At 43.3% G+C, this 17,368-nt stretch carries 17 protein-coding genes and 2 rRNA genes (1 of these 19 only partly in view); 7 read left to right on the top strand and 12 right to left on the bottom strand.

The features are described from left to right. Positions 1-23: 23 nt before the first annotated feature. The 5 genes from HC246_RS17005 to HC246_RS16985 form a co-directional block, all read right to left on the bottom strand. A complete protein-coding gene (locus HC246_RS17005; RefSeq protein WP_169364666.1) occupies positions 24-440 on the bottom strand; it encodes a GNAT family N-acetyltransferase in 417 nt (138 codons plus the stop codon). A 45-nt stretch (positions 441-485) separates the two neighbouring features. Next, complete coding sequence (locus HC246_RS17000; protein WP_169364665.1) at positions 486-1,592, bottom strand: ABC transporter permease; 1,107 nt, start codon at positions 1,590-1,592, stop codon at positions 486-488. Next, positions 1,589-2,017, bottom strand: coding sequence for a VOC family protein (locus HC246_RS16995; RefSeq protein WP_169364664.1), 429 nt, complete (start codon positions 2,015-2,017; stop codon positions 1,589-1,591). The genes HC246_RS17000 and HC246_RS16995 overlap by 4 nt, the downstream gene beginning before the upstream one ends. A 51-nt stretch (positions 2,018-2,068) precedes the next feature. Then, a complete protein-coding gene (locus HC246_RS16990) occupies positions 2,069-4,054 on the bottom strand; it encodes an ATP-binding cassette domain-containing protein (protein WP_169364663.1) in 1,986 nt (661 codons plus the stop codon). Positions 4,055-4,128: 74 nt separating this feature from the next. Further along, positions 4,129-5,448: an HlyD family secretion protein gene (locus tag HC246_RS16985; protein ID WP_169364662.1), complete on the bottom strand. Its 1,320-nt coding sequence runs from the start codon at positions 5,446-5,448 to the stop codon at positions 4,129-4,131. Between the two features lie 118 nt (positions 5,449-5,566). On the opposite strand from HC246_RS16985, the gene HC246_RS16980 reads away from it, so the two are divergent. Further along, the gene (locus tag HC246_RS16980) at positions 5,567-6,172 is read left to right on the top strand and encodes a TetR/AcrR family transcriptional regulator (RefSeq protein ID WP_169364661.1); all 606 of its coding nucleotides are present in this window, start codon (positions 5,567-5,569) and stop codon (positions 6,170-6,172) included. Between the two features lie 42 nt (positions 6,173-6,214). Here HC246_RS16980 and HC246_RS16975 read toward each other — a convergent pair whose 3' ends face one another. Beyond that, positions 6,215-7,477, bottom strand: coding sequence for a DUF4255 domain-containing protein (locus tag HC246_RS16975; RefSeq protein ID WP_169364660.1), 1,263 nt, complete (start codon positions 7,475-7,477; stop codon positions 6,215-6,217). Beyond that, a complete protein-coding gene (locus HC246_RS16970) occupies positions 7,470-8,168 on the bottom strand; it encodes a response regulator transcription factor (protein ID WP_169364659.1) in 699 nt (232 codons plus the stop codon). The genes HC246_RS16975 and HC246_RS16970 overlap by 8 nt, the downstream gene beginning before the upstream one ends. A 422-nt stretch (positions 8,169-8,590) precedes the next feature. Between HC246_RS16970 and HC246_RS16965 the strand changes: the two genes are divergently transcribed. The 5 genes from HC246_RS16965 to HC246_RS16945 all read left to right on the top strand — a co-directional run bounded on the left by HC246_RS16965 (position 8,591) and on the right by HC246_RS16945 (position 12,510). Next, positions 8,591-10,300 (top strand): phage tail sheath family protein, encoded by a 1,710-nt coding sequence (locus HC246_RS16965; protein WP_169364658.1) that lies wholly within the window; start codon positions 8,591-8,593, stop codon positions 10,298-10,300. Positions 10,301-10,558: 258 nt separating this feature from the next. Continuing rightward, positions 10,559-11,032 carry a phage tail protein gene (locus HC246_RS16960; protein ID WP_169364657.1) on the top strand — a complete coding sequence of 158 codons (474 nt, stop codon included), beginning with the start codon at positions 10,559-10,561 and terminating at the stop codon, positions 11,030-11,032. 66 nt (positions 11,033-11,098) lie between these two features. Further along, positions 11,099-11,572: a phage tail protein gene (locus HC246_RS16955; RefSeq protein ID WP_169364656.1), complete on the top strand. Its 474-nt coding sequence runs from the start codon at positions 11,099-11,101 to the stop codon at positions 11,570-11,572. A gap of 77 nt (positions 11,573-11,649) precedes the next feature. Then, positions 11,650-12,159, top strand: coding sequence for a phage tail protein (locus tag HC246_RS16950; RefSeq protein WP_169364655.1), 510 nt, complete (start codon positions 11,650-11,652; stop codon positions 12,157-12,159). A 6-nt stretch (positions 12,160-12,165) separates the two neighbouring features. Next, positions 12,166-12,510: a hypothetical protein gene (locus HC246_RS16945; protein ID WP_211167834.1), complete on the top strand. Its 345-nt coding sequence runs from the start codon at positions 12,166-12,168 to the stop codon at positions 12,508-12,510. 62 nt (positions 12,511-12,572) lie between these two features. On the opposite strand, the gene HC246_RS16940 is transcribed toward HC246_RS16945, so the two are convergent. Both HC246_RS16940 and HC246_RS16935 read right to left on the bottom strand, forming a co-directional pair. Next, a complete protein-coding gene (locus HC246_RS16940; RefSeq protein WP_169364654.1) occupies positions 12,573-13,508 on the bottom strand; it encodes a tyrosine-type recombinase/integrase in 936 nt (311 codons plus the stop codon). Further along, positions 13,501-13,659: a hypothetical protein gene (locus HC246_RS16935; protein ID WP_169364653.1), complete on the bottom strand. Its 159-nt coding sequence runs from the start codon at positions 13,657-13,659 to the stop codon at positions 13,501-13,503. The genes HC246_RS16940 and HC246_RS16935 overlap by 8 nt, the downstream gene beginning before the upstream one ends. 205 nt (positions 13,660-13,864) lie before the next feature. Between HC246_RS16935 and HC246_RS16930 the strand changes: the two genes are divergently transcribed. Beyond that, entirely contained in the window at positions 13,865-14,380 is a 516-nt protein-coding gene (locus HC246_RS16930; protein ID WP_169364652.1) for an alpha/beta hydrolase, read from the top strand. Here the strand turns inward: HC246_RS16930 and HC246_RS16925 are convergent. From HC246_RS16925 to HC246_RS16915, 3 genes are all read right to left on the bottom strand, one after another. Further along, entirely contained in the window at positions 14,375-16,780 is a 2,406-nt protein-coding gene (locus HC246_RS16925; protein ID WP_169364651.1) for a CHAT domain-containing protein, read from the bottom strand. The two genes, HC246_RS16930 and HC246_RS16925, sit on opposite strands and share 6 nt — an antisense overlap. Before the next feature lie 190 nt (positions 16,781-16,970). Then, positions 16,971-17,087, bottom strand: a 5S ribosomal RNA gene (rrf, locus tag HC246_RS16920). A gap of 99 nt (positions 17,088-17,186) precedes the next feature. Next, positions 17,187-17,368 (bottom strand): 23S ribosomal RNA (locus tag HC246_RS16915); its annotated part runs 2,500 nt beyond the window's last position; the annotation flags it as partial.

Below are 17,368 nucleotides of genomic sequence, written 5' to 3'. Positions count from 1 at the left end.
AGATGTTTCTATCGAACATCGTGCTAACTAGGGATAAGCCTTTGGCGCACTAATAGAGATTGTTCGGCTCGGACAAACCCTAATTTTTCATAGAAAGGCATCATCTCTGTCAGGCAAAATAGTTGGATGCACTCGACCTTTGAAAGTTCTGGATGAGAAATAATCTGCTCAAGCAGCAAAGAACCCAATCCTTGATGGCGATAATCTGCTGCCACAACTACATCAAAAACTATTGCTCTATAGGTGCGATCGCTAAGGACACGAGCAAAGGCGATTAGTTTCTTAGAATCGGATTCACAAATTCCGAATATATAATCAGTGTTGTTGAGCATCTGCCAAATATCATCCAATGTTCTTTCCTTTGCCCACCAAGCATACTGATAAAGGTCTTGAAGCTGTGCTACTTGTACATCTGTGAGAATAGAAATATTTTTATACATGTTTTTTATACACCCTCAATCATCAACAAATAGCCCCAACCTATATCAATCAGTCAACTGCATTCTGCTCAAAACCTTGCGAGAAATATTAAAGAACACCATACCGATCGCAAAAATCATGATCTCCGCAAACCAGACTCCGATCCAGCCTGTGCCGCGTACATAGGCATCACGGGTAATCTCGATGAAGTAACGGGCGGGGATGATATTTGGTAATAATGAAAGGGGAAAGGGAATATTGCTCAAGGGATAGATAAATCCTGATAGAAGTAAAGCTGTGAGGAATCCTACAAGGGCAACGCCTTGCACAGCAGCATTTTGGTTATTAGTGCGCGTTCCTAACATCGTGCCAAACATCACACTTGCCCATAGATAGATGGGCGTTGCCACTAGTAAGGGAGTGGGATCGCCTGCTAATCGCAGTCCAAACACGATCGCTCCAATACCCATAACGACCAAAGCAATACCGAGACTGACGATCAGGTAGGCTAAGCCCTTACCTAGAACCAGTTCGGTGGCGCTCATGCTGGAGGCATAAACCTGCAAAATTGTCTGTCGTTCCTTTTCCCGCACCATTGCGATCGCGGATAGTAATGATGGAAAAATCCACAGCACCACCGCATAGACCCCCGGTACGATATACAGCGATTCCTGTCGTCCGGGGTTAAACCATAGGCGCGATCGCGTGGTCAGCAAATTGGTATCAGGAATTAGACCTTCAGCTTGCATAAAATCATTGGTGGTTGCCTTAATACTGTTTTTAATCACCCTCGCATTGTTGGCATCTGTACCATCGACGAGTACTTGGACATCGGCGATTTTACCTGCGGTCAGGTGACGCTGGAAATCGGGAGGAATAATCACACCTGCTTTAGCGATTGCCTGATCGAGGGCAATTTCTACGGATTTGTTATTTGTCCAAGGAATGAAGATGAATTGATTAGTGGCAAATAGTCTGGCTATATAGCGTTGACTAATTTGACTGCGATCATAGTCCTGAATCACAATCGGAATATTCTTGGCTTCCAGACGAATCGCAAAACCGAAAATAAATAGGGTCATCAAGGGAAGTAAGAAGGCTAAAGCTAAGGTCAAGCGATCGCGCTTAAATTGGGATAATTCCTTGCTGCATTGCGAGAGAATTCTTTTCATAGTTGATCGCTCAGAGATTTCTCAACATTTAGACCAATCTCCTGTCCATAGGAAAGCTCTAGAGTATGTCCATCGGGATCACATAAGAAAGCCCAGTAACCGATAGGATATCCAGAATCTTGCGGCTCTTTAATCAGACAATTCTCTTGACGAGCTTGTTCACAGAGGCTATTCATTTCTTCCCGACTTCTACAACCAACACCCAGATGTGCAAATGGTGACAGAATCGGATTAACTACTTGTGCCTCAATCAAAACAATTACAAAGGGACGAGTGAGATCGCTGAGCCATATTACAGGAACTCCTTCCTGCTGATCGTGTCGCTGATGTACCACTTGCATTCCTGCATACTTACGATAAAAAGCAATACTCCGCTCAATATCCGCAACAGGTAGTGCTATATGAGTCAAACCGATATCAGTCATAATCATAGCCTCCAATCAATCTAAGCAAATTCAATTACAATTTTTTGATTTCTACTCTGCTAAGTGAGAAATACCTGCTTCCGAACGTTGCACCGTGCCGATAAACGCATCTTCTAAGGAGAAAGGAACAGGGCGATCGCTATAGAGTTGAATATTATTTTCGGCAAGATGGGATCTCATAAGTGGTAACTCCGTATCAGGATGATCCAGCACCACATGGAGGCGATCGCCAAAAATGGAAATCCGCCAAGGTTCCCATCGCGTTTTCAGGAAATTCGCTGCCTGCTGATTGCGATCGACCTTGAGTTCAATTAACTGCCCCGGTTGAGCCGCCTTCACCTCACTAGGCGAACCCTGCAACACCACCTCTCCCGCCACCATAAAGCCCATGCGATTGCATTGTTCTGCCTCTTCTAAATAGTGAGTTGTCACCAGAATCGCTGTTCCTTGTCGTGCAAAGTCATTAATTGTGCGCCAAAACTGTCGCCTTGCGAGGGGATCGACTCCCGAGGTCGGCTCATCTAAAAAGAGAATTTCTGGCTCATGCATCACCGAGGCTCCAAAGGAAACCCTTTGCTTCCATCCTCCCGGGAGCTTGCCCGTCAGCATATTTTCTCTACCCACCAGTCCACAGGTTTCCAAAACCCAAGCAATCTTTTCGCGACGTAAGTGTGGCGGCACTTCGTAAACACCACAGTAAAATTCAAGATTTTGGAGAATGCTGAGATCATCGTAGAGCGTAAACTTTTGGCTCATATAGCCGATGCGTTTCCGCAAAGCGCTACTCCGCAGATTATGGCTCTGTCCTGCTAGGGTTATTTTGCCACTGGTAGCTTCGAGCAAACCACAGAGCATTTTGATCGTCGTTGTTTTGCCCGCCCCATTTGCACCTAATAGTCCGTAAATCTCACCATAGCGAATTTCGAGATTGACATCTTTGACAGCGCGAAACTTGCCAAAGGTCTTTTGCAGATTACGGGCAGCGATCGCCATATGATCAAGCTTGGAATTACCACCATTCGGGAACTGCGATCGCGGGAAAGGCAGAAACAAAGGATCAGAACCTTGTTGGCGCAATCGGGTCACAAACACATTCTCAAGGGTTGCCTCACTGGCTTGAATGCTATCAAACGGTACGAGGCTATCGCTAAAAGCCTGTCTCACCGCTCTTTCGTCAGTTGTGGCATTCTCAACCAATACATCTAGGCGATCGCCAAAGGTCTGCACATCGGCAATACTCGATCTCCCCCTCGCAGTTTCCAATAGCACTGACTCCGCCTCCGCCAAAGCTGAAGTCCGCACCTCTAACCTTTGTAATCCCAGATGGGCGCGTAATTGCGGCAATGTGCCAATTTCGCTGATTTGCCCCTCATACATTAAGGCAATACGATTACAGCGCTCAGCTTCATCAAGGTAAGGCGTTGCTACCACAATCGTCATCCCATCATCGGCGAGGGCAGCTAGCACATCCCAAAACTCTCGCCGTGAGACAGGATCAACCCCTGTGGTTGGTTCGTCTAGTAATAGCAATCGCGGCTGTGATACTAAGGCGCAACAGAGGGCGAGCTTTTGTTTCATCCCTCCCGATAACTGTCCCGCAAGGCGATCGCCAATGCGTTCAAGGTTCATCAATCGCAAATACTTATCACGTCTCTGCTCAAATTGATCGTTAGGAACTTGCCGCAGTCCTGCACTGTAGCGTAAGTTCTCATCAATACTCAAATCTAAATAGAGCGAAAATTGCTGGGTGAGATAGCCAATATTTAATCGAGCAGTACGTGGCGCTTCTCCTAGTACTAATACTTCACCACCCGAAGATTCCATCACGCCGCCTAATATATGAAAGCAGGTGGTTTTCCCTGCACCATCGGGACCAATTAAGCCAAAGATTTCTCCCTGCTTCACTTCAAAATCAATCCCTTTCACAGCCATAAAATTGCCATACTGCTTACGCAAATTCTGCACAGAAATTACTGGAGAGCTATGGGATTTGGCGATCGCTATTCGTTCTGAAGATACGGGGGAAATACTGGTCATAATTGTTTCCTAATACCAAGTTAAAAAATGGCGTTGCCATACTCAATTGATTTTTGCTTACGGCAAAATGAACATCACTTCAACTCAATTTCCGCATCAGCAGGCATACCCGACTTAGCAAAGCCTTCAGGCTGATCGATCGCTAACTTCACCCCAAATACTTGCTTGACTCGATCCTGTTTGAAGTAGATATTTTCAGGAGTAAAGGAAGCCTTCGTATCAATTTGGGAGACATGGGCGATAAAAGGCTTATTGGGACTGGAATCAAGAAAGACCTTGGCAGTCTGTCCTACACGAATTTTGCCAATCTCACCTTCGGGAATGTAGCACCGTAGATATACAGCATTGGGATCGAGAACCGTTAGCAAGGTTTTGCCCGTAGCGACTACAGCTCCTGACTCAAAGGGACGACTCTGGACAATGCCATCAATGGGACTTTTGACCTTAAAGGAATCCAAACGACGCTGGATCTGGTCACGGGCAGCTTGAGCGTTTTTGACCTTTGCCTGTGCGGCAAGTAATTTCGACTGTGCTTGATTCTTCTGTAAATAATAGGTATCAAGTTGAGCGTTACGAATATCTGGATTTAAGCCCGTTGCCTGTACCTGTACCGAATTACCCTGTGCTGCTAGCAAGCGATCGCGAAAAGCTCTGACCGAAGCCTGACTTGCCAACAACTTTGCCTCAGTAGTATTCACATTGGCAAGGGAAGTATCGAGGACAGTTTGCTTTTGATCGAACTGTTGTTGATTGACTGCGCCTTCTTTGACCAATTCAGCATAGCGATCGCGTTCTATTCTTGCCAATTTTAATTCTGCTTTTGATTGCTGCAATTGAGCCTCTGACTGCTTCACCAATGCTTCCGCCTGTCGCAAATCCGATGCCGTTGCCGAGACTGTAAACTGCGCTTGATCGATCCGTCCGACCGCATCCCCCTGTGACTGTTGCACATTTAACGTAGCTTCACGAATGCGACTCTCGGCGACGGCAATCTCTTGCTTTGCTTGGATCTCTTCCTGCTGAGCGGCTTCAATTTGGGCATTCAAGCCACTGAGTTGAGCAGGAATTTCTTCATCTTCCATCTCAATCACCACCTGCCCCTTTTTGACCACATCTCCTTCACGCACCAAAATGTTTGCTAAGCGTCCTGCCGTCTTTGCGCCAATGTCCGTTTCATCGGATTCCAAGCGCCCACTCACATGCAAGACCGTTTCCGCAGGTTTCGGCAAGATTGTCCAGATTCCATAACCAATTGCACCAATTACCAAGGCAAGAGGAATGATTAAGCGTGGATTAAACTTCTGAGGTTGTTGCGGCGTATTCGCGGGATCGACATTTTGCGATTCGGTTTGTTGCAGAGAAACTTCTGAGGGATTAGGGGCAGCCTGTGACATAGTTTCGCGATCGCAATAAAGACTATAGGTTTATAGATTTACATATCATACTAGACAGTCTAGTATGAATAAACTTGCAACAAAGTTAATAAACTTAAATTAAACTTAAATTCTTGTCATGACTCTTACTGCTAGCCAAGCCATCTTAGGGAAACAGAAACGCGAAAGGATCTTGCAAGGCGCGATGCAATTGTTTTTTCGCGATGGCTATGCAGGCACGAGTATGGATCGCGTTGCCAGTGAGGCAGGGGTCTCTAAGCAAACTATTTACAGTTATTTCCATGACAAAGAGAGCCTCTTCAAAGCTCTAATTGAACAAATTACGATCGCTCGATTTCATACTCTTTTTGAGTCAGAGCAGTTACAAGGTGAACCCGACCAACTTCTCAGGCAGGTTGCCGAAACCTATTTGCTGAGAGTTGCCGAGGATCAAGAATATCTCAGTCTCTTAAAAGTAATCATTGCCGAATCTTCACGCTTTCCTGAAATGGCAAAGCTCTATTATCAGACAGTGATTCAGCGCGGAAGACAGCTATTGAGTCAATACTTTGACGCTCATCCCGAATTAGGAATTCAGGACTCCGAAGCCACCGCCCATATTTTCTTCGGTTCCTTAGTTTCCTTCGTCGTTGTGCAGGAAATTATGCATGGCAAGGAGATTATGCCTCTCTCCTCTGAAAGATTAGTAGATAGTCTGATTGATCTTATACATAGTTCTAGTTGATTGGTGACGTGCTTCGCACGTCACCAATCACTAAACTCAAGTTCAGGCGATCGCAATTTTAGGACTGTTGTACCAGTTATAGGTCGGACTATCAGGATTATCATCTACACCCAGCTTACTCTCTGCACCATCGATTCTTATTCGCACTAGATACTCACCTGCCTTGACATTAGTAATTGGAATCTCAATCGTTGAACTAGCATTGGATAGAGGAGGACGATCAAACATATAGACACTGGGAGCCTCCATCGTCCATTCATTCAGCGCTATTACCACTTTCTGTTTCTCCCGCACTAAAACATCTAACTGCACGACCACCACTGCCGATCGCAAATGATCTTCTACCTCTTCTACACCTCGTACCGATAAATTGATAATTGTTGGACAAAGAACAAAGGGCAATACATTAGAAGCGATCGCATTAGTCATTAAAGGCGAAGTGCTCTCCAGACGATGTACAACTTGTAAACTCTGCACCCCAGCTTGGAGCATAGGAAAAGGAGTATTACTTAACGAAAAAGTAATTTCGCGCTCCTTAACTTCCATAGGCGTAATCACCAAATCGCCAATATGAATTTCTACAGTTTGGCTTTGGAGATTCCTTCCTCGAATCATTAGTACACTACTGATCGCGATCGGTTCAAAGCGACTACCCTGAACCGTCACCTGATCAAGATGGGGAGAAGCGGGGAACGGCACAATACCTGCGGGCGAACTATCACGCACAGGTAGCGATCGCTGAAAGTTTTCTCGACCTTCGACAATCACGAGACAAGCCCGATAGGCAACCGATAGCACATAGGGCACTTGATAAAACACTGACCAAGCCTTGGACAGATCCTCTAGGGAAATATCTACAGGCGCGACAGTCACCTGCTGGATCTGATCTGCTAAATCCGATTCTGCTAAAAATGGAAAAGTGGGATCATTGCAAGTAGAACGAATTAAATCAGATGTCAATATCCGCTTATCAGTGAGAGTACTAATTACACTACCTAAAACCCTCTGTGGTTGTAGTTCCGCATCACTGCCATAGCAACTCATCATGTAATAGAGATCGATCGCCACCTGACGATTGAGGGGATTCCCCTTTGCGCGATTTGGTGCAGAGTCATAATTAGCCAATGCAGGATTACTCGTCACTTGATATAAGAAAATATTGACCCCCACCTCTGGCGCACCTGTGGAAATCCCCCCAGGGGGTAAAGTTGTGGCTCTAGCACCCTCAATATCTTGTTGAATTACCGATTGCAAAATTCGTTGTAATGTAGCCGTAACCGTAGCGATCGCTAAATAATTACTCATCAGTACCTACCAAACCTAACTTTAAAGCTTTGACAATTGCCTGCGTGCGACTAGTCACCCCTAACTTTTCAAACACACTAGTGAGATGCGCTTTCACTGTCGCGATCGTTACATGCAAATAGCGAGAAATTTCCTCATTCGATGCTCCCTTAATTAACCAGTTCAATACCTCCTGCTCGCGATCGGTTAGATGGATCGTGCAATGCCCCTGTAGCGATCGCCCTGCATAGAAATGAAAAATCCGAAAGAAGCTGGTAGCAATATCAGGCGGTAAGAAAATTTCGTCATTCATAACTGTAGAAATTGCATCATACAACTGACTACCAATGCGATCCTTTGCCACATAGCCTCGCGCACCCAACTGCATCGCTCGAAATACCAACTCATCCTCGCGATGTGCTGACAAAATCAAAGCCTTGCCATGATAATCCAATTTCTTTAAATCCATGAGTACTTTCAGTCCACTGTCTTCAGGTAATTCCAAAGCTAACTTCACATCCAAAAGTATCAGTGCGGGTTTTTGCTCGACTACCAGCTTGATTGCTTGCTCGCTAGAGGTCGCCTCCCCCACAATCTGAAATTGTAGATAGCAATCATCACTATAAAAGCTCAGCAGTGTATGTAACCCTCTACGAAAAATAGAGTCATTTTCTACTAATAAAACTGATACCACTTGAGCCGTTGTTGTCATATATCATTCTTTTGATTTCTTATCAGTAAAAATAAAAACTTATTCAAGCAAGTTAAGTAGGTAAATAAGCTTAGTTAGGCAATCTGCTAAAACAAAAATTAAATAAAAATTAACGCTAAAGCCTAAATTCTAAAGAAATATTGCTGGAATCAATACTTTATTAGAGATGCCTACAAGGTCTATTCCCAATGATCTCAAGCATGAAATAAAACGTAATAGAGATTAAATTCCATCTAAAAGCATTTATTAATCCTTAGCAATTGTTAACAGAACTTTTATTATTTCTTAGTAATTAAATTTGGTTTAACACCAAGAACTTTTGAGCCATCTCATTTTAGTAAAAGTATAGACTAAAGTCTAATAACCCTTAATTTTAATCCTGCCTACTGTATACCTCTATAGACATAGTTAAAGGGTGGCATATGGCACTAGACTACTTCGCCCCGGGCGTATACGTCGAAGAGGTTGATAAAGGCAGTCGTCCGATTGAAGGGATCAGCCTGAGTGTGGCGGGATTTATTGGATTTACAGAAGATGTGCGCGGTGATGCGGAACTATTCAAACCGATGATGGTGACATCATGGGATCAATATCGTGAATATTTCGCTGCCCCCGGTTCCGACGGATTTACTGACTTCGATGCTTACTTACCCTTTGCCGTTAGCGGTTGGTTTGTCAATGGCGGTGGTCGCTGTTGGGTAACGAGTATCGGTACAAAATTACCTGGCTCAACTCCTCCACCTCCAGAAGCTACAGCTCTACGGATCGGCACATCCAACAATAAACCCGCATTGATGTTTAACATCAAGCCTGCCGATGCCTCTGAAAGTCAATTAGCTTTGCCATCCTCAGGCGATCGCCTCAAGGTGATCATCCAAGAAAGTACGCCCAAGCCTTTACCTGCTGATGCACCTGATGATGCCGAGCCACCTTTAAATACTGGTGAATTTTTCAATGTTGTCGTCGTTCGTGGTGGACAGGAACTCGAAAGATTCGAGAATGTCTCCATGAATCCACAGGTCGCCCCCGAAGTTGCCGACTATGTTGTCACAGCGATCGCCGATTCTGAATATGTCACCATCGCTGATATCTCCACCAGTGGACAGCCCCTCTCCCGTCGTCCTGCCAACGGAGCCTATGAAATTGCTCCTCCTCCTTACATCTCCTCAATCGATCGCTTTGCCCGTGATCTCCTAGGACAAAGAGATGATCGCACAGGCATCCAAGGCATGTTTGAAATCGACGAAACAGCGATGATCGCTTGCCCTGACCTGATGCGCGTTTACGAAGCAGGACTAATCGATATCGATCAAGTCCACGGGGTCATGGAAATGATGCTCAGCATGTGCGAAAACTCCTTCCCAGGTCCTGCCTTCCGTATGGCTGTCATCGATCCCCCACCGATCAAACCCTCTAAGGGCATGGAAGCAGTCCCTCCTGATCGCCAAAAGCCTCAAGACGTAGCCCAATGGTTGAGTATGTTCAACCGTCGCTCCATGTTTGGCGCACTCTACTACCCTTGGATCAAGGTTGCCAACCCCCGCAAAGGTGGCAAGCCCTCCTACGTTCCTCCCTGCGGTCACATCATGGGTCTCTGGTGTCGCACCGACCAATCACGCGGTATATTCAAAGCTCCTGCTAACGACACTCCCAGAGGTGTACTTGGCTTAGCCTATGAAACCAATATGCGTGAGCAAGAACTCTTGAACCCCATTGGTATCAACTGTATCCGCAACTTTGCTAGCTACAATCGTGGCTTCAAAGTTTGGGGCGCACGTACCTTGGTGGAACCAGACAATATTCAATGGCGCTATATCAGTGTCCGCCGCTTGATCAGCTACATCGAAAAATCGATCGAGATCGGTACACAATGGGTCGTCTTTGAACCCAATGACACTGACCTCTGGGCAAGAGTCTCGCGCACAGTGAGCAACTTCCTCGAAGGACTCTGGCGCAATGGCGCATTGTTTGGCGGCGCAGCATCCGAAGCGTTTTACGTCAAATGCGATGCCTCGATCAATACCAACGAAACCATGATGATGGGTCGTCTATTCATCGAAGTTGGCATTTGCCCTGTCCGACCTGCTGAGTTTGTGATCTTCCGAGTCAGCCAGTGGTCGCCTAATAGCTAAGTTTGCAGAAAAGAGAACCGTAGTGGTTCTCTTTTCTCCGAATAATGTGACTAAATAATGTGACTAAATTTATCGCTTTCTTAAGATTTATGCTGTGGTTCTCTTGAAGGCATAGTTTTAGATTTTAAAATAATTAGGTAAATATTTGGCGATCGCTAAATATTTACCTAATTATTCAAATCAAGCACCTAAATATTCAATAACTCAGCAATCATTCAGCGCAATAACACCCAATAACACAAAGTTCAAGGAGGAAGAATGGCTGATCTTATACCAATTCCTACTAGTCGATACTATGTAGAATTTGATGGATTGACGGACAAGTTAATTAAAAGTGTTTCTGAAGTAACTTTTACAGGACAGACCGCAGGGCATGAAAAACCTCTTGCTTCCACCAAAGGTGGTAAGACCCTCTGGCAGAGTACTTCGTCAGGATTTGAAGAGAACCCTAACGTGACCGTTGAAGTATATGTTACTGAAGGGGACATGGATTTTTACAATTGGATGTTGAACACTATGCCTAAGAGTGAAGGTGGTCAAGGGAAATGGTCTTCCAATCGTAAAAATGGCTCAATTGTTGCCTACGACAGCGAAGACACCGAAGTAATTCGTTGGAATCTCATCAACTGTTGGATCAAATCCTACAAAGTGAGCGATTTTAACTCTGAAAGCAAGGACTTGGCAGTTGAAACCTACGAAATTATTGCTGAGCAGATCAACCGTATCAAGTAGAGCAAAGGTCATCTGACTGAAATAAGCTCGATGACACAGACTATAAATTTTTGAGGTCAAGAAACTATGGCAAAAGGTGAAGTTTTAGCTTGCTCTAAGTACAGTTTTGAGTTGGGTAAGTACCCAGACTTAGTGATCAAAAGCGTAAGTGGCATTAGTTCTACTTTGCAAACTGCTGGTGATTCTAAGTCCTATGGAGTCACCAAAGGGGCAAAATCAGTAATTCAAGCAACTGTAACGGGTGTAACTAATAGCAAAGTTACCGTTGAGTTTGTCTGTACAGTGGGGGACGATCGCCTCATCAAGTGGTACAGTGCATCTCACACTGAGCCTCTCGGTGGCGGTGGTTCAGAAACTAAAGGGGTAAGGGATACAGCAACAATTACTCTATACAATCAAGGTGGTGAAGCGGCAGCAGTTTGGGAACTGAAAGGAGTTATGCCTGCAAGTTACAAATCCATTAAACTAGAGGCAGGTGCAGAAGGTTTAGCCACAGAAACAATTGAATTTGTGTATGAGTCTTTACACCGCACCAAATAATATGGCTAATCAATGATATGGGTTTGCCCATTAGCCAGCGCTAATGGACAAACTATTACATTTAATGGTGAGATTTCATGGCAGGAACAGATGCTAGCGCTCAAGATCAACAGGTCGAATTTTTAGCTAGTTCTAGGTTTTATGTGGAAATTACTTTACAGGGTAGTCTCGAAAAAATTGATGGCTACTTTATGGAATGTAGTGGTTTATCCCGTAGCCAAGAAGTGATCGAGATTGTAGAAGTGACACCCCAAGTATGGGGAAAGAACTCCTCCAGTAAGGGACGTGTTGTCCGCACTAAACTTCCTGGTAATGTCAAGAGCGATAATATTATTCTCAAGCAAGGGTTAACTATTTCCATGACCATGTGGAAATGGCTCAAGGCAGTTGAAGATGGGAATTGGACGCAACAGCTTCGAGATGGTGATATCACTGTTTACGATCAGTCGGCAATCGAGAAAGCCAGATTTCGATTTAATGGGGCTTGGCCAGTGCGCTATAAAATTTCTGACTTTAAAGCAGATAGTGGTGAGTTTGCAGTGGCTGAGGTAGAGTTAAGCGTGAACGACTTTTTAAGGATTAGTTAAAAATCAATGATTCAAACAGAGTTTGAATTTACGCTTCCCAAGGGCTATGTCGATAGTGATGGCAATTTACATCGAAAAGGTGTGATGCGTCTATCAAGAGCGATCGATGAAATTACACCAATGCGCGATCCGCGTGTGAGGAGTAATCCTGCTTACGCTACTGTGATTATTTTGGCAAGAGTAATTACTAAATTAGGGGGATTAGAAGAAATTACCACAACAGTAATCGAAAATTTATTTGCTAGTGATTTAAGTTACCTACAAAAGTTCTACCGTCAGATTAATGGATTGGAGGATACAGAATGGACAAATTTTGTCGAGGAACCTGAAACCTCTGATCAGAACGAATGAATTTTAAGAGTGTTGCCACGCAACACTCTTAAATTCATTCGTTCTTTTATTGCAATGTAAGGTTACTGCAATTTTTCGGCTGCTCTTAGGAAAGCACGTTTGGCAGCCAATTTATTTTTGCGATTGGTATAGCGTTTAAAACTGCGAATATCGCGATGGCGGGTTAATTCCATTGCTAAGGAGGGATCTAACTCATATTTCACGATTAAATTTGTAGCAAAGGTATGTCTTCCTCGATGGGAATGGAGCGCAATACCTGTCTTCTCAGCTAAGTCATCCATCACATGACGAATGCCCCAATAGGTCAAGCGCTTACCCTGACTACGATTGGAATAGGAAACAAATAAAGGACTTTCGGGTAATAACTCATCTTCTTTTTCTTTACGCCAATCTAAATAGGCATCTAAATCCTGTATCCCCAGCTTAGTGAGGGGTACTTCTCCTTTGCTATCCCATTTTGCCTCTTTAATTACTAATTCTCCATTGCAATAGTCCTCAATATTCAAGCGGCAGACCTCTTCGGCTCTCAACCCATGCAAAAGAACGGAAAACAATGCGCGATCGCGTAAGACAACTTTACTTAAATTAATCGCTTCATAAATTCGCACGACCTCCTCATCTTCCAAGTCTTGAGAATCAGGCTCAGGCAAGCGTTCCTGTTGAATACCAATAGTAGGATCGGCGGTGATATATTCTGATAGCAACATCCAGCGATAAAAGGACTTGAGTGTACACAGCACCCGATTGAGGGAACTGAGAGCTAATCCGCGTTCCTTTAGTAAAAAGGTTTTAAACTGCGTTACTTTGCGACGACTGACATCAGCCCAAGGGAGATCGCACCAATCCATAAAAATCTGTAAATCCGCTTGATATGCTTTGCGACTTTTGGGTTGCAGAGATCTCGAATCCAAAAATTCATCTACCCGTGATTGACGTACATTGGTAGCGATCGCTTTAGGTTGCGGCTGGTTATAAAGAATAAGAATTGGTTCAGGCATAGCAGATCATCCAAGAATTAAAATCTTTTATGTAGCAATCAGAGACACAGAACGATTTTTTGTGGCAAGGCTTTAGGGACTTACGATTAATTAAAGTACCTACGGCTTCGACTTCGCTCAGCCAACGTTGGCTGAGCGAAGTCGAAGCCATACAAACTCGGTGGTACCTTTTTTCTCGTCAAGTCCCCTACCTCGTCACAAAAAGTTTGGTTCTTTATTAAATCGCAAAATCCTAAACATATGATATTGAATGGATTGTTAGAAGTATACACATCACCTACTCCCTTCCCAGTTAATAATTAGAAGTACAAAGTTAACAGAAGCAAGATGGCATCTTTTTTGTATCCCTAATTAATATGCATAGATTATTTACAAGACTGGGGCTGTGGTTAGGTGCGATCGCTTTAATCATCGGATTATTGCTCTATCAAGTTTTTTATCCCCATACGATCATAACGAAAACCATTAATCTTCACCACGATCGCGATCGTGCTCTTGTCGGTAGACTTTATTTGCCCAATCAAACAGCACCCTATCCGATGATGATTCTCTGGCATGGAGTTAGCTCTTCTAAGGAGATGGTGGAACCACTTGCTTTGGAGTTAGCTCGTCATGGAATTGCAGCTTTAACCTTTGATTCTGGAGGATTTGGCGAGTCCTATCCAAGAACTTTTAGTGCAGAAGAAAATCTTCAGGATGCGAAATTGGTATTTTCTTATGTGAAGCAACATCCTGAACTCTTTGATCAAGCAAAACTCGGCATGGGCGGACATTCTATGGGAGCGGCAACTGCGATCGCCTTTGCCACAGAAACCTCAGATGCTGCTAAAATTAAAGTTACTCTCGATCTGGGAATGAGTGCAGATTTATAAACCATTGCCAATCAAAATAAACGCAGACCAGTAGAAGGGATGGGAGAAATTGCTATGAATCATTTTCACCTGAGCCATTCTCAAAGCTTCGGAGAGAGTCACATCACTTTTTTTTAATTCAGCATAAAAAGCATCCATTAAAGCCTGAGTTCCTTCATCACTTACTTGCCAAAGTGAAGAAATTACCCCTCTTGCCCCTGCGGCTTGCATTTGATAACCTAAGCCGAGAACTTCTATCCCATTATCTAATTTACTGCCTAGCCCAGATTCACAAGCACTTAGAACGACTAAATCCACATTAGTTAAAGTCCAGTAGCCAATATCAGAAAGCGTGGCTTTTTGTCCATCACCAAAGAGAATAAAAGAGTCTTCAGGCTTTTCACTGGAGAGATGTCCATGAGTGGCTAAGTGTAAAATCGTGTATGAGTTGGCATTATTTTCAGTCACAGTTTTAGTGAAAGCAGATTCAACAACAGTATTTGTATTAGTGAAACGATCCGCAATTTTTTTCACCTCCACTAGAGTAGAAGGCAAACCTATAAATCCATCCTTTTCTTTACTGCCAAAAGCACCAGCAAAAATATGTGGTGTAGCGATCGGTGTTTTATTAAATTTAGTGAGTGATTCAGAGGTAATATTATCAATGCGATATTTTTCAATTAACCATTGCTTGCCATCATAGAGTGAAGCAAGAGGAATATAGCGTAGTTGTCCATCGGGAGCATAGACAATTGTATCGATTTTAAGTTGATTAAGTTCTAGTTCTAATGGCTTGATTAACAAGTCATAAAGATTCTGAGCTGACTCTTTGACATCTTGAGATGAAACATCTCTTAGCCCAGATCTAAAATCCATTATTTCTTGATTTACTTTTTCGCCCTTAATGGGAATAGAGTGATGAATAGGAGGAGTTTTGGCAGTAATCAGAATTAATTCAAGACTATTGTCAAGGATGAGAGGATAGAGCAAAACCGCATTTGGATGTTTGGCGAGTATATCAGTACGAAGGTTGCGAAAATTTTTAACATCAAGGTTTTGTTGCTCTTCAGTGCGGCGCAGTTCTTTAACTAAGGATTGAACAGCATCACTCTTTAGGAAAGCCGTAAATTGTTTATTCTGTTCCTGTTCAAACTGAATCAATTGATTGAGGCGCTGCTGTTCAGTATCGGTGAGTTGATTTTTGAGTTTCCGTTTTTGTAAGCTATCAAGTTCAAGGGAGAGCGCAATAAAAATTTCTTCTGGGCGACGATATGCCGTTCCTTTTTCAGTAATACTATTGCCCCGTACAGTACGGAGATAGTCGCTGAGTTCTTCAACTTTGAGTAGATCAAGAACTTGCTGAGCTTCGTAAATACGGTTGCGTTTTAGTAGCAATTCAGCGAGATTACGGTAATTATCTTCAACAGTATCTAAATAGGATTTTTGAACATCTTTATCAAGTTTACGAATATCTTTACGAATAACTTCGCGAATATTAACTGCTTGCTTGTAAAAGAGAATCGCAAGTTCAATCTCTTGTTGGTTAGATAAGACTTGTCCTATACTTCCCAGTAAGTATCTTTCGGTATTGAGATCGCCTATATCTCTAGCGATAGCTAAAGCTTGTTGAAGATAAATCATTGCCTCACGATCTTGATGCAAATTGAGGTAGGCATAGCCTAAATTATGTAAAGCCTGCATTTCTCCAAAACGGTCTTTAATTTTCCTTGCAATTGCTAAATATTGCAGTTGGTAATTAATTGATTTGTAATATTTGCCAAGTCCATGGTAAGCAACTCCCAGATTCCCCAACAATTGCCCCTCACCATAAAAGTCTTTAATTTCCCTTGCGATCGCTAAACTTTGCAGATAGTACTCAATAGCTTTGTCATATTTACCAAGGGCATCGTAAGCAAATCCTAGACTGCCCAGCCACTTTTCTTCCCCTTGTCGATCTTCAATTGCCCGCGCGATCACTAAGCTTTGCAAGTAGTACTCAATAGCTTTGTCATATTTACCAAGATTTTTATAACTGATCCCCAAATTTCCAATCCATTGTTCTTCCCCTAGGCGGTCTTTAATTTCTCTTGCCAATTCTAAGCTTTGCTGTAAATACCCTATCGCTTTGCCATATTTACCAAGGCTGTTATAAGTCCGCCCTAAACTGCCTGTCATCCATTCTTCGCCTCTGCGATCCCTAATTTCGAGATAGATAGTTAATGCTTGCTGATATGACTGTAATGCTGCCTCAAATTTACTAGTTTGATATTGATCATTTCCTAATCTAGATAGCTGATCAGCATCTCCCTTCCGATCTGGTATTGTTTGTGCATAAACAGAAACAGAAGGGACATTGAATTGTTCCACTAAACCCCAAAGTCCAGTTAAAGCTAATGCAACTAAGTAGAATTGAGCAGTCATAACAGCACCTCTACATTTACATAAAAATTTTAGCTTAGCATAGATGATTATCGTCTGATAAAGTTTACTGCCCATCTCCAAAAGCATAGCAATTCTATACTTTCCATATCTGAGATTGTAGGAAAATCACAAAAAGATAAAGGCGGTAGAAACTAACTAGTTTCTACCGCCTTTATCTTTTCAAAAAAGAGCTTGGCATCGAGCTATTTTCCCGTAGGGCTACCCCTAAAGTATCTTCACCGTGACAGCGTTTCACACCTGAGTTCGGGATGGGTCAGAGTGGTTCCACCGCACCATAGACACCAAGCAAACCTGTAAGGTCTACCTGATAAGTAAGAACCTTGAAAGCTGCACAGTAATCAAGTAACAAAGTTAGTTAGTAAATACAAGAAGTAGAGTAATTATTGAGGACAAGCCCTCGGTCTATTAGTATTTCTCGGCTACACATATTACTACGCTTCCACCTGAAACCTATCAAACAGGTAATCTTCCTGTGACCTTACTGGGTTTTCCCATGAGAATACTCATCTTGAGGTGGGCTTCCCACTTAGATGCTTTCAGCGGTTATCCTCTCCGCACATAGCTACC

This window comes from Pseudanabaena yagii GIHE-NHR1 (assembly GCF_012863495.1).
In the GTDB taxonomy this organism is placed as follows: domain Bacteria; phylum Cyanobacteriota; class Cyanobacteriia; order Pseudanabaenales; family Pseudanabaenaceae; genus Pseudanabaena; species Pseudanabaena yagii.
Note: the sequence above shows the minus strand (reverse complement) of the source record. Positions and strands in the feature narration are given on the sequence as shown.

Excerpts from the sequence above, each read along its gene's own strand:
- HC246_RS16980 (WP_169364661.1), top strand. The coding sequence starts at position 5,567 with ATGACTCTTACTGCTAGCCAAGCCATCTTAGGGAAACAGAAACGCGAA.
- HC246_RS16995 (WP_169364664.1), bottom strand. The coding sequence starts at position 2,017 with ATGACTGATATCGGTTTGACTCATATAGCACTACCTGTTGCGGATATT.
- HC246_RS16965 (WP_169364658.1), top strand. The coding sequence starts at position 8,591 with ATGGCACTAGACTACTTCGCCCCGGGCGTATACGTCGAAGAGGTTGAT.
- HC246_RS16945 (WP_211167834.1), top strand. The coding sequence starts at position 12,166 with ATGATTCAAACAGAGTTTGAATTTACGCTTCCCAAGGGCTATGTCGAT.
- HC246_RS16950 (WP_169364655.1), top strand. The coding sequence starts at position 11,650 with ATGGCAGGAACAGATGCTAGCGCTCAAGATCAACAGGTCGAATTTTTA.
- HC246_RS16925 (WP_169364651.1), bottom strand. The coding sequence starts at position 16,780 with ATGACTGCTCAATTCTACTTAGTTGCATTAGCTTTAACTGGACTTTGG.
- HC246_RS16935 (WP_169364653.1), bottom strand. The coding sequence starts at position 13,659 with ATGGCTTCGACTTCGCTCAGCCAACGTTGGCTGAGCGAAGTCGAAGCC.
- HC246_RS16955 (WP_169364656.1), top strand. The coding sequence starts at position 11,099 with ATGGCAAAAGGTGAAGTTTTAGCTTGCTCTAAGTACAGTTTTGAGTTG.
- HC246_RS16985 (WP_169364662.1), bottom strand. The coding sequence starts at position 5,448 with ATGTCACAGGCTGCCCCTAATCCCTCAGAAGTTTCTCTGCAACAAACC.
- HC246_RS17000 (WP_169364665.1), bottom strand. The coding sequence starts at position 1,592 with ATGAAAAGAATTCTCTCGCAATGCAGCAAGGAATTATCCCAATTTAAG.
- HC246_RS17005 (WP_169364666.1), bottom strand. The coding sequence starts at position 440 with ATGTATAAAAATATTTCTATTCTCACAGATGTACAAGTAGCACAGCTT.
- HC246_RS16975 (WP_169364660.1), bottom strand. The coding sequence starts at position 7,477 with ATGAGTAATTATTTAGCGATCGCTACGGTTACGGCTACATTACAACGA.
- HC246_RS16940 (WP_169364654.1), bottom strand. The coding sequence starts at position 13,508 with ATGCCTGAACCAATTCTTATTCTTTATAACCAGCCGCAACCTAAAGCG.
- HC246_RS16970 (WP_169364659.1), bottom strand. The coding sequence starts at position 8,168 with ATGACAACAACGGCTCAAGTGGTATCAGTTTTATTAGTAGAAAATGAC.
- HC246_RS16960 (WP_169364657.1), top strand. The coding sequence starts at position 10,559 with ATGGCTGATCTTATACCAATTCCTACTAGTCGATACTATGTAGAATTT.
- HC246_RS16930 (WP_169364652.1), top strand. The coding sequence starts at position 13,865 with ATGCATAGATTATTTACAAGACTGGGGCTGTGGTTAGGTGCGATCGCT.
- HC246_RS16990 (WP_169364663.1), bottom strand. The coding sequence starts at position 4,054 with ATGACCAGTATTTCCCCCGTATCTTCAGAACGAATAGCGATCGCCAAA.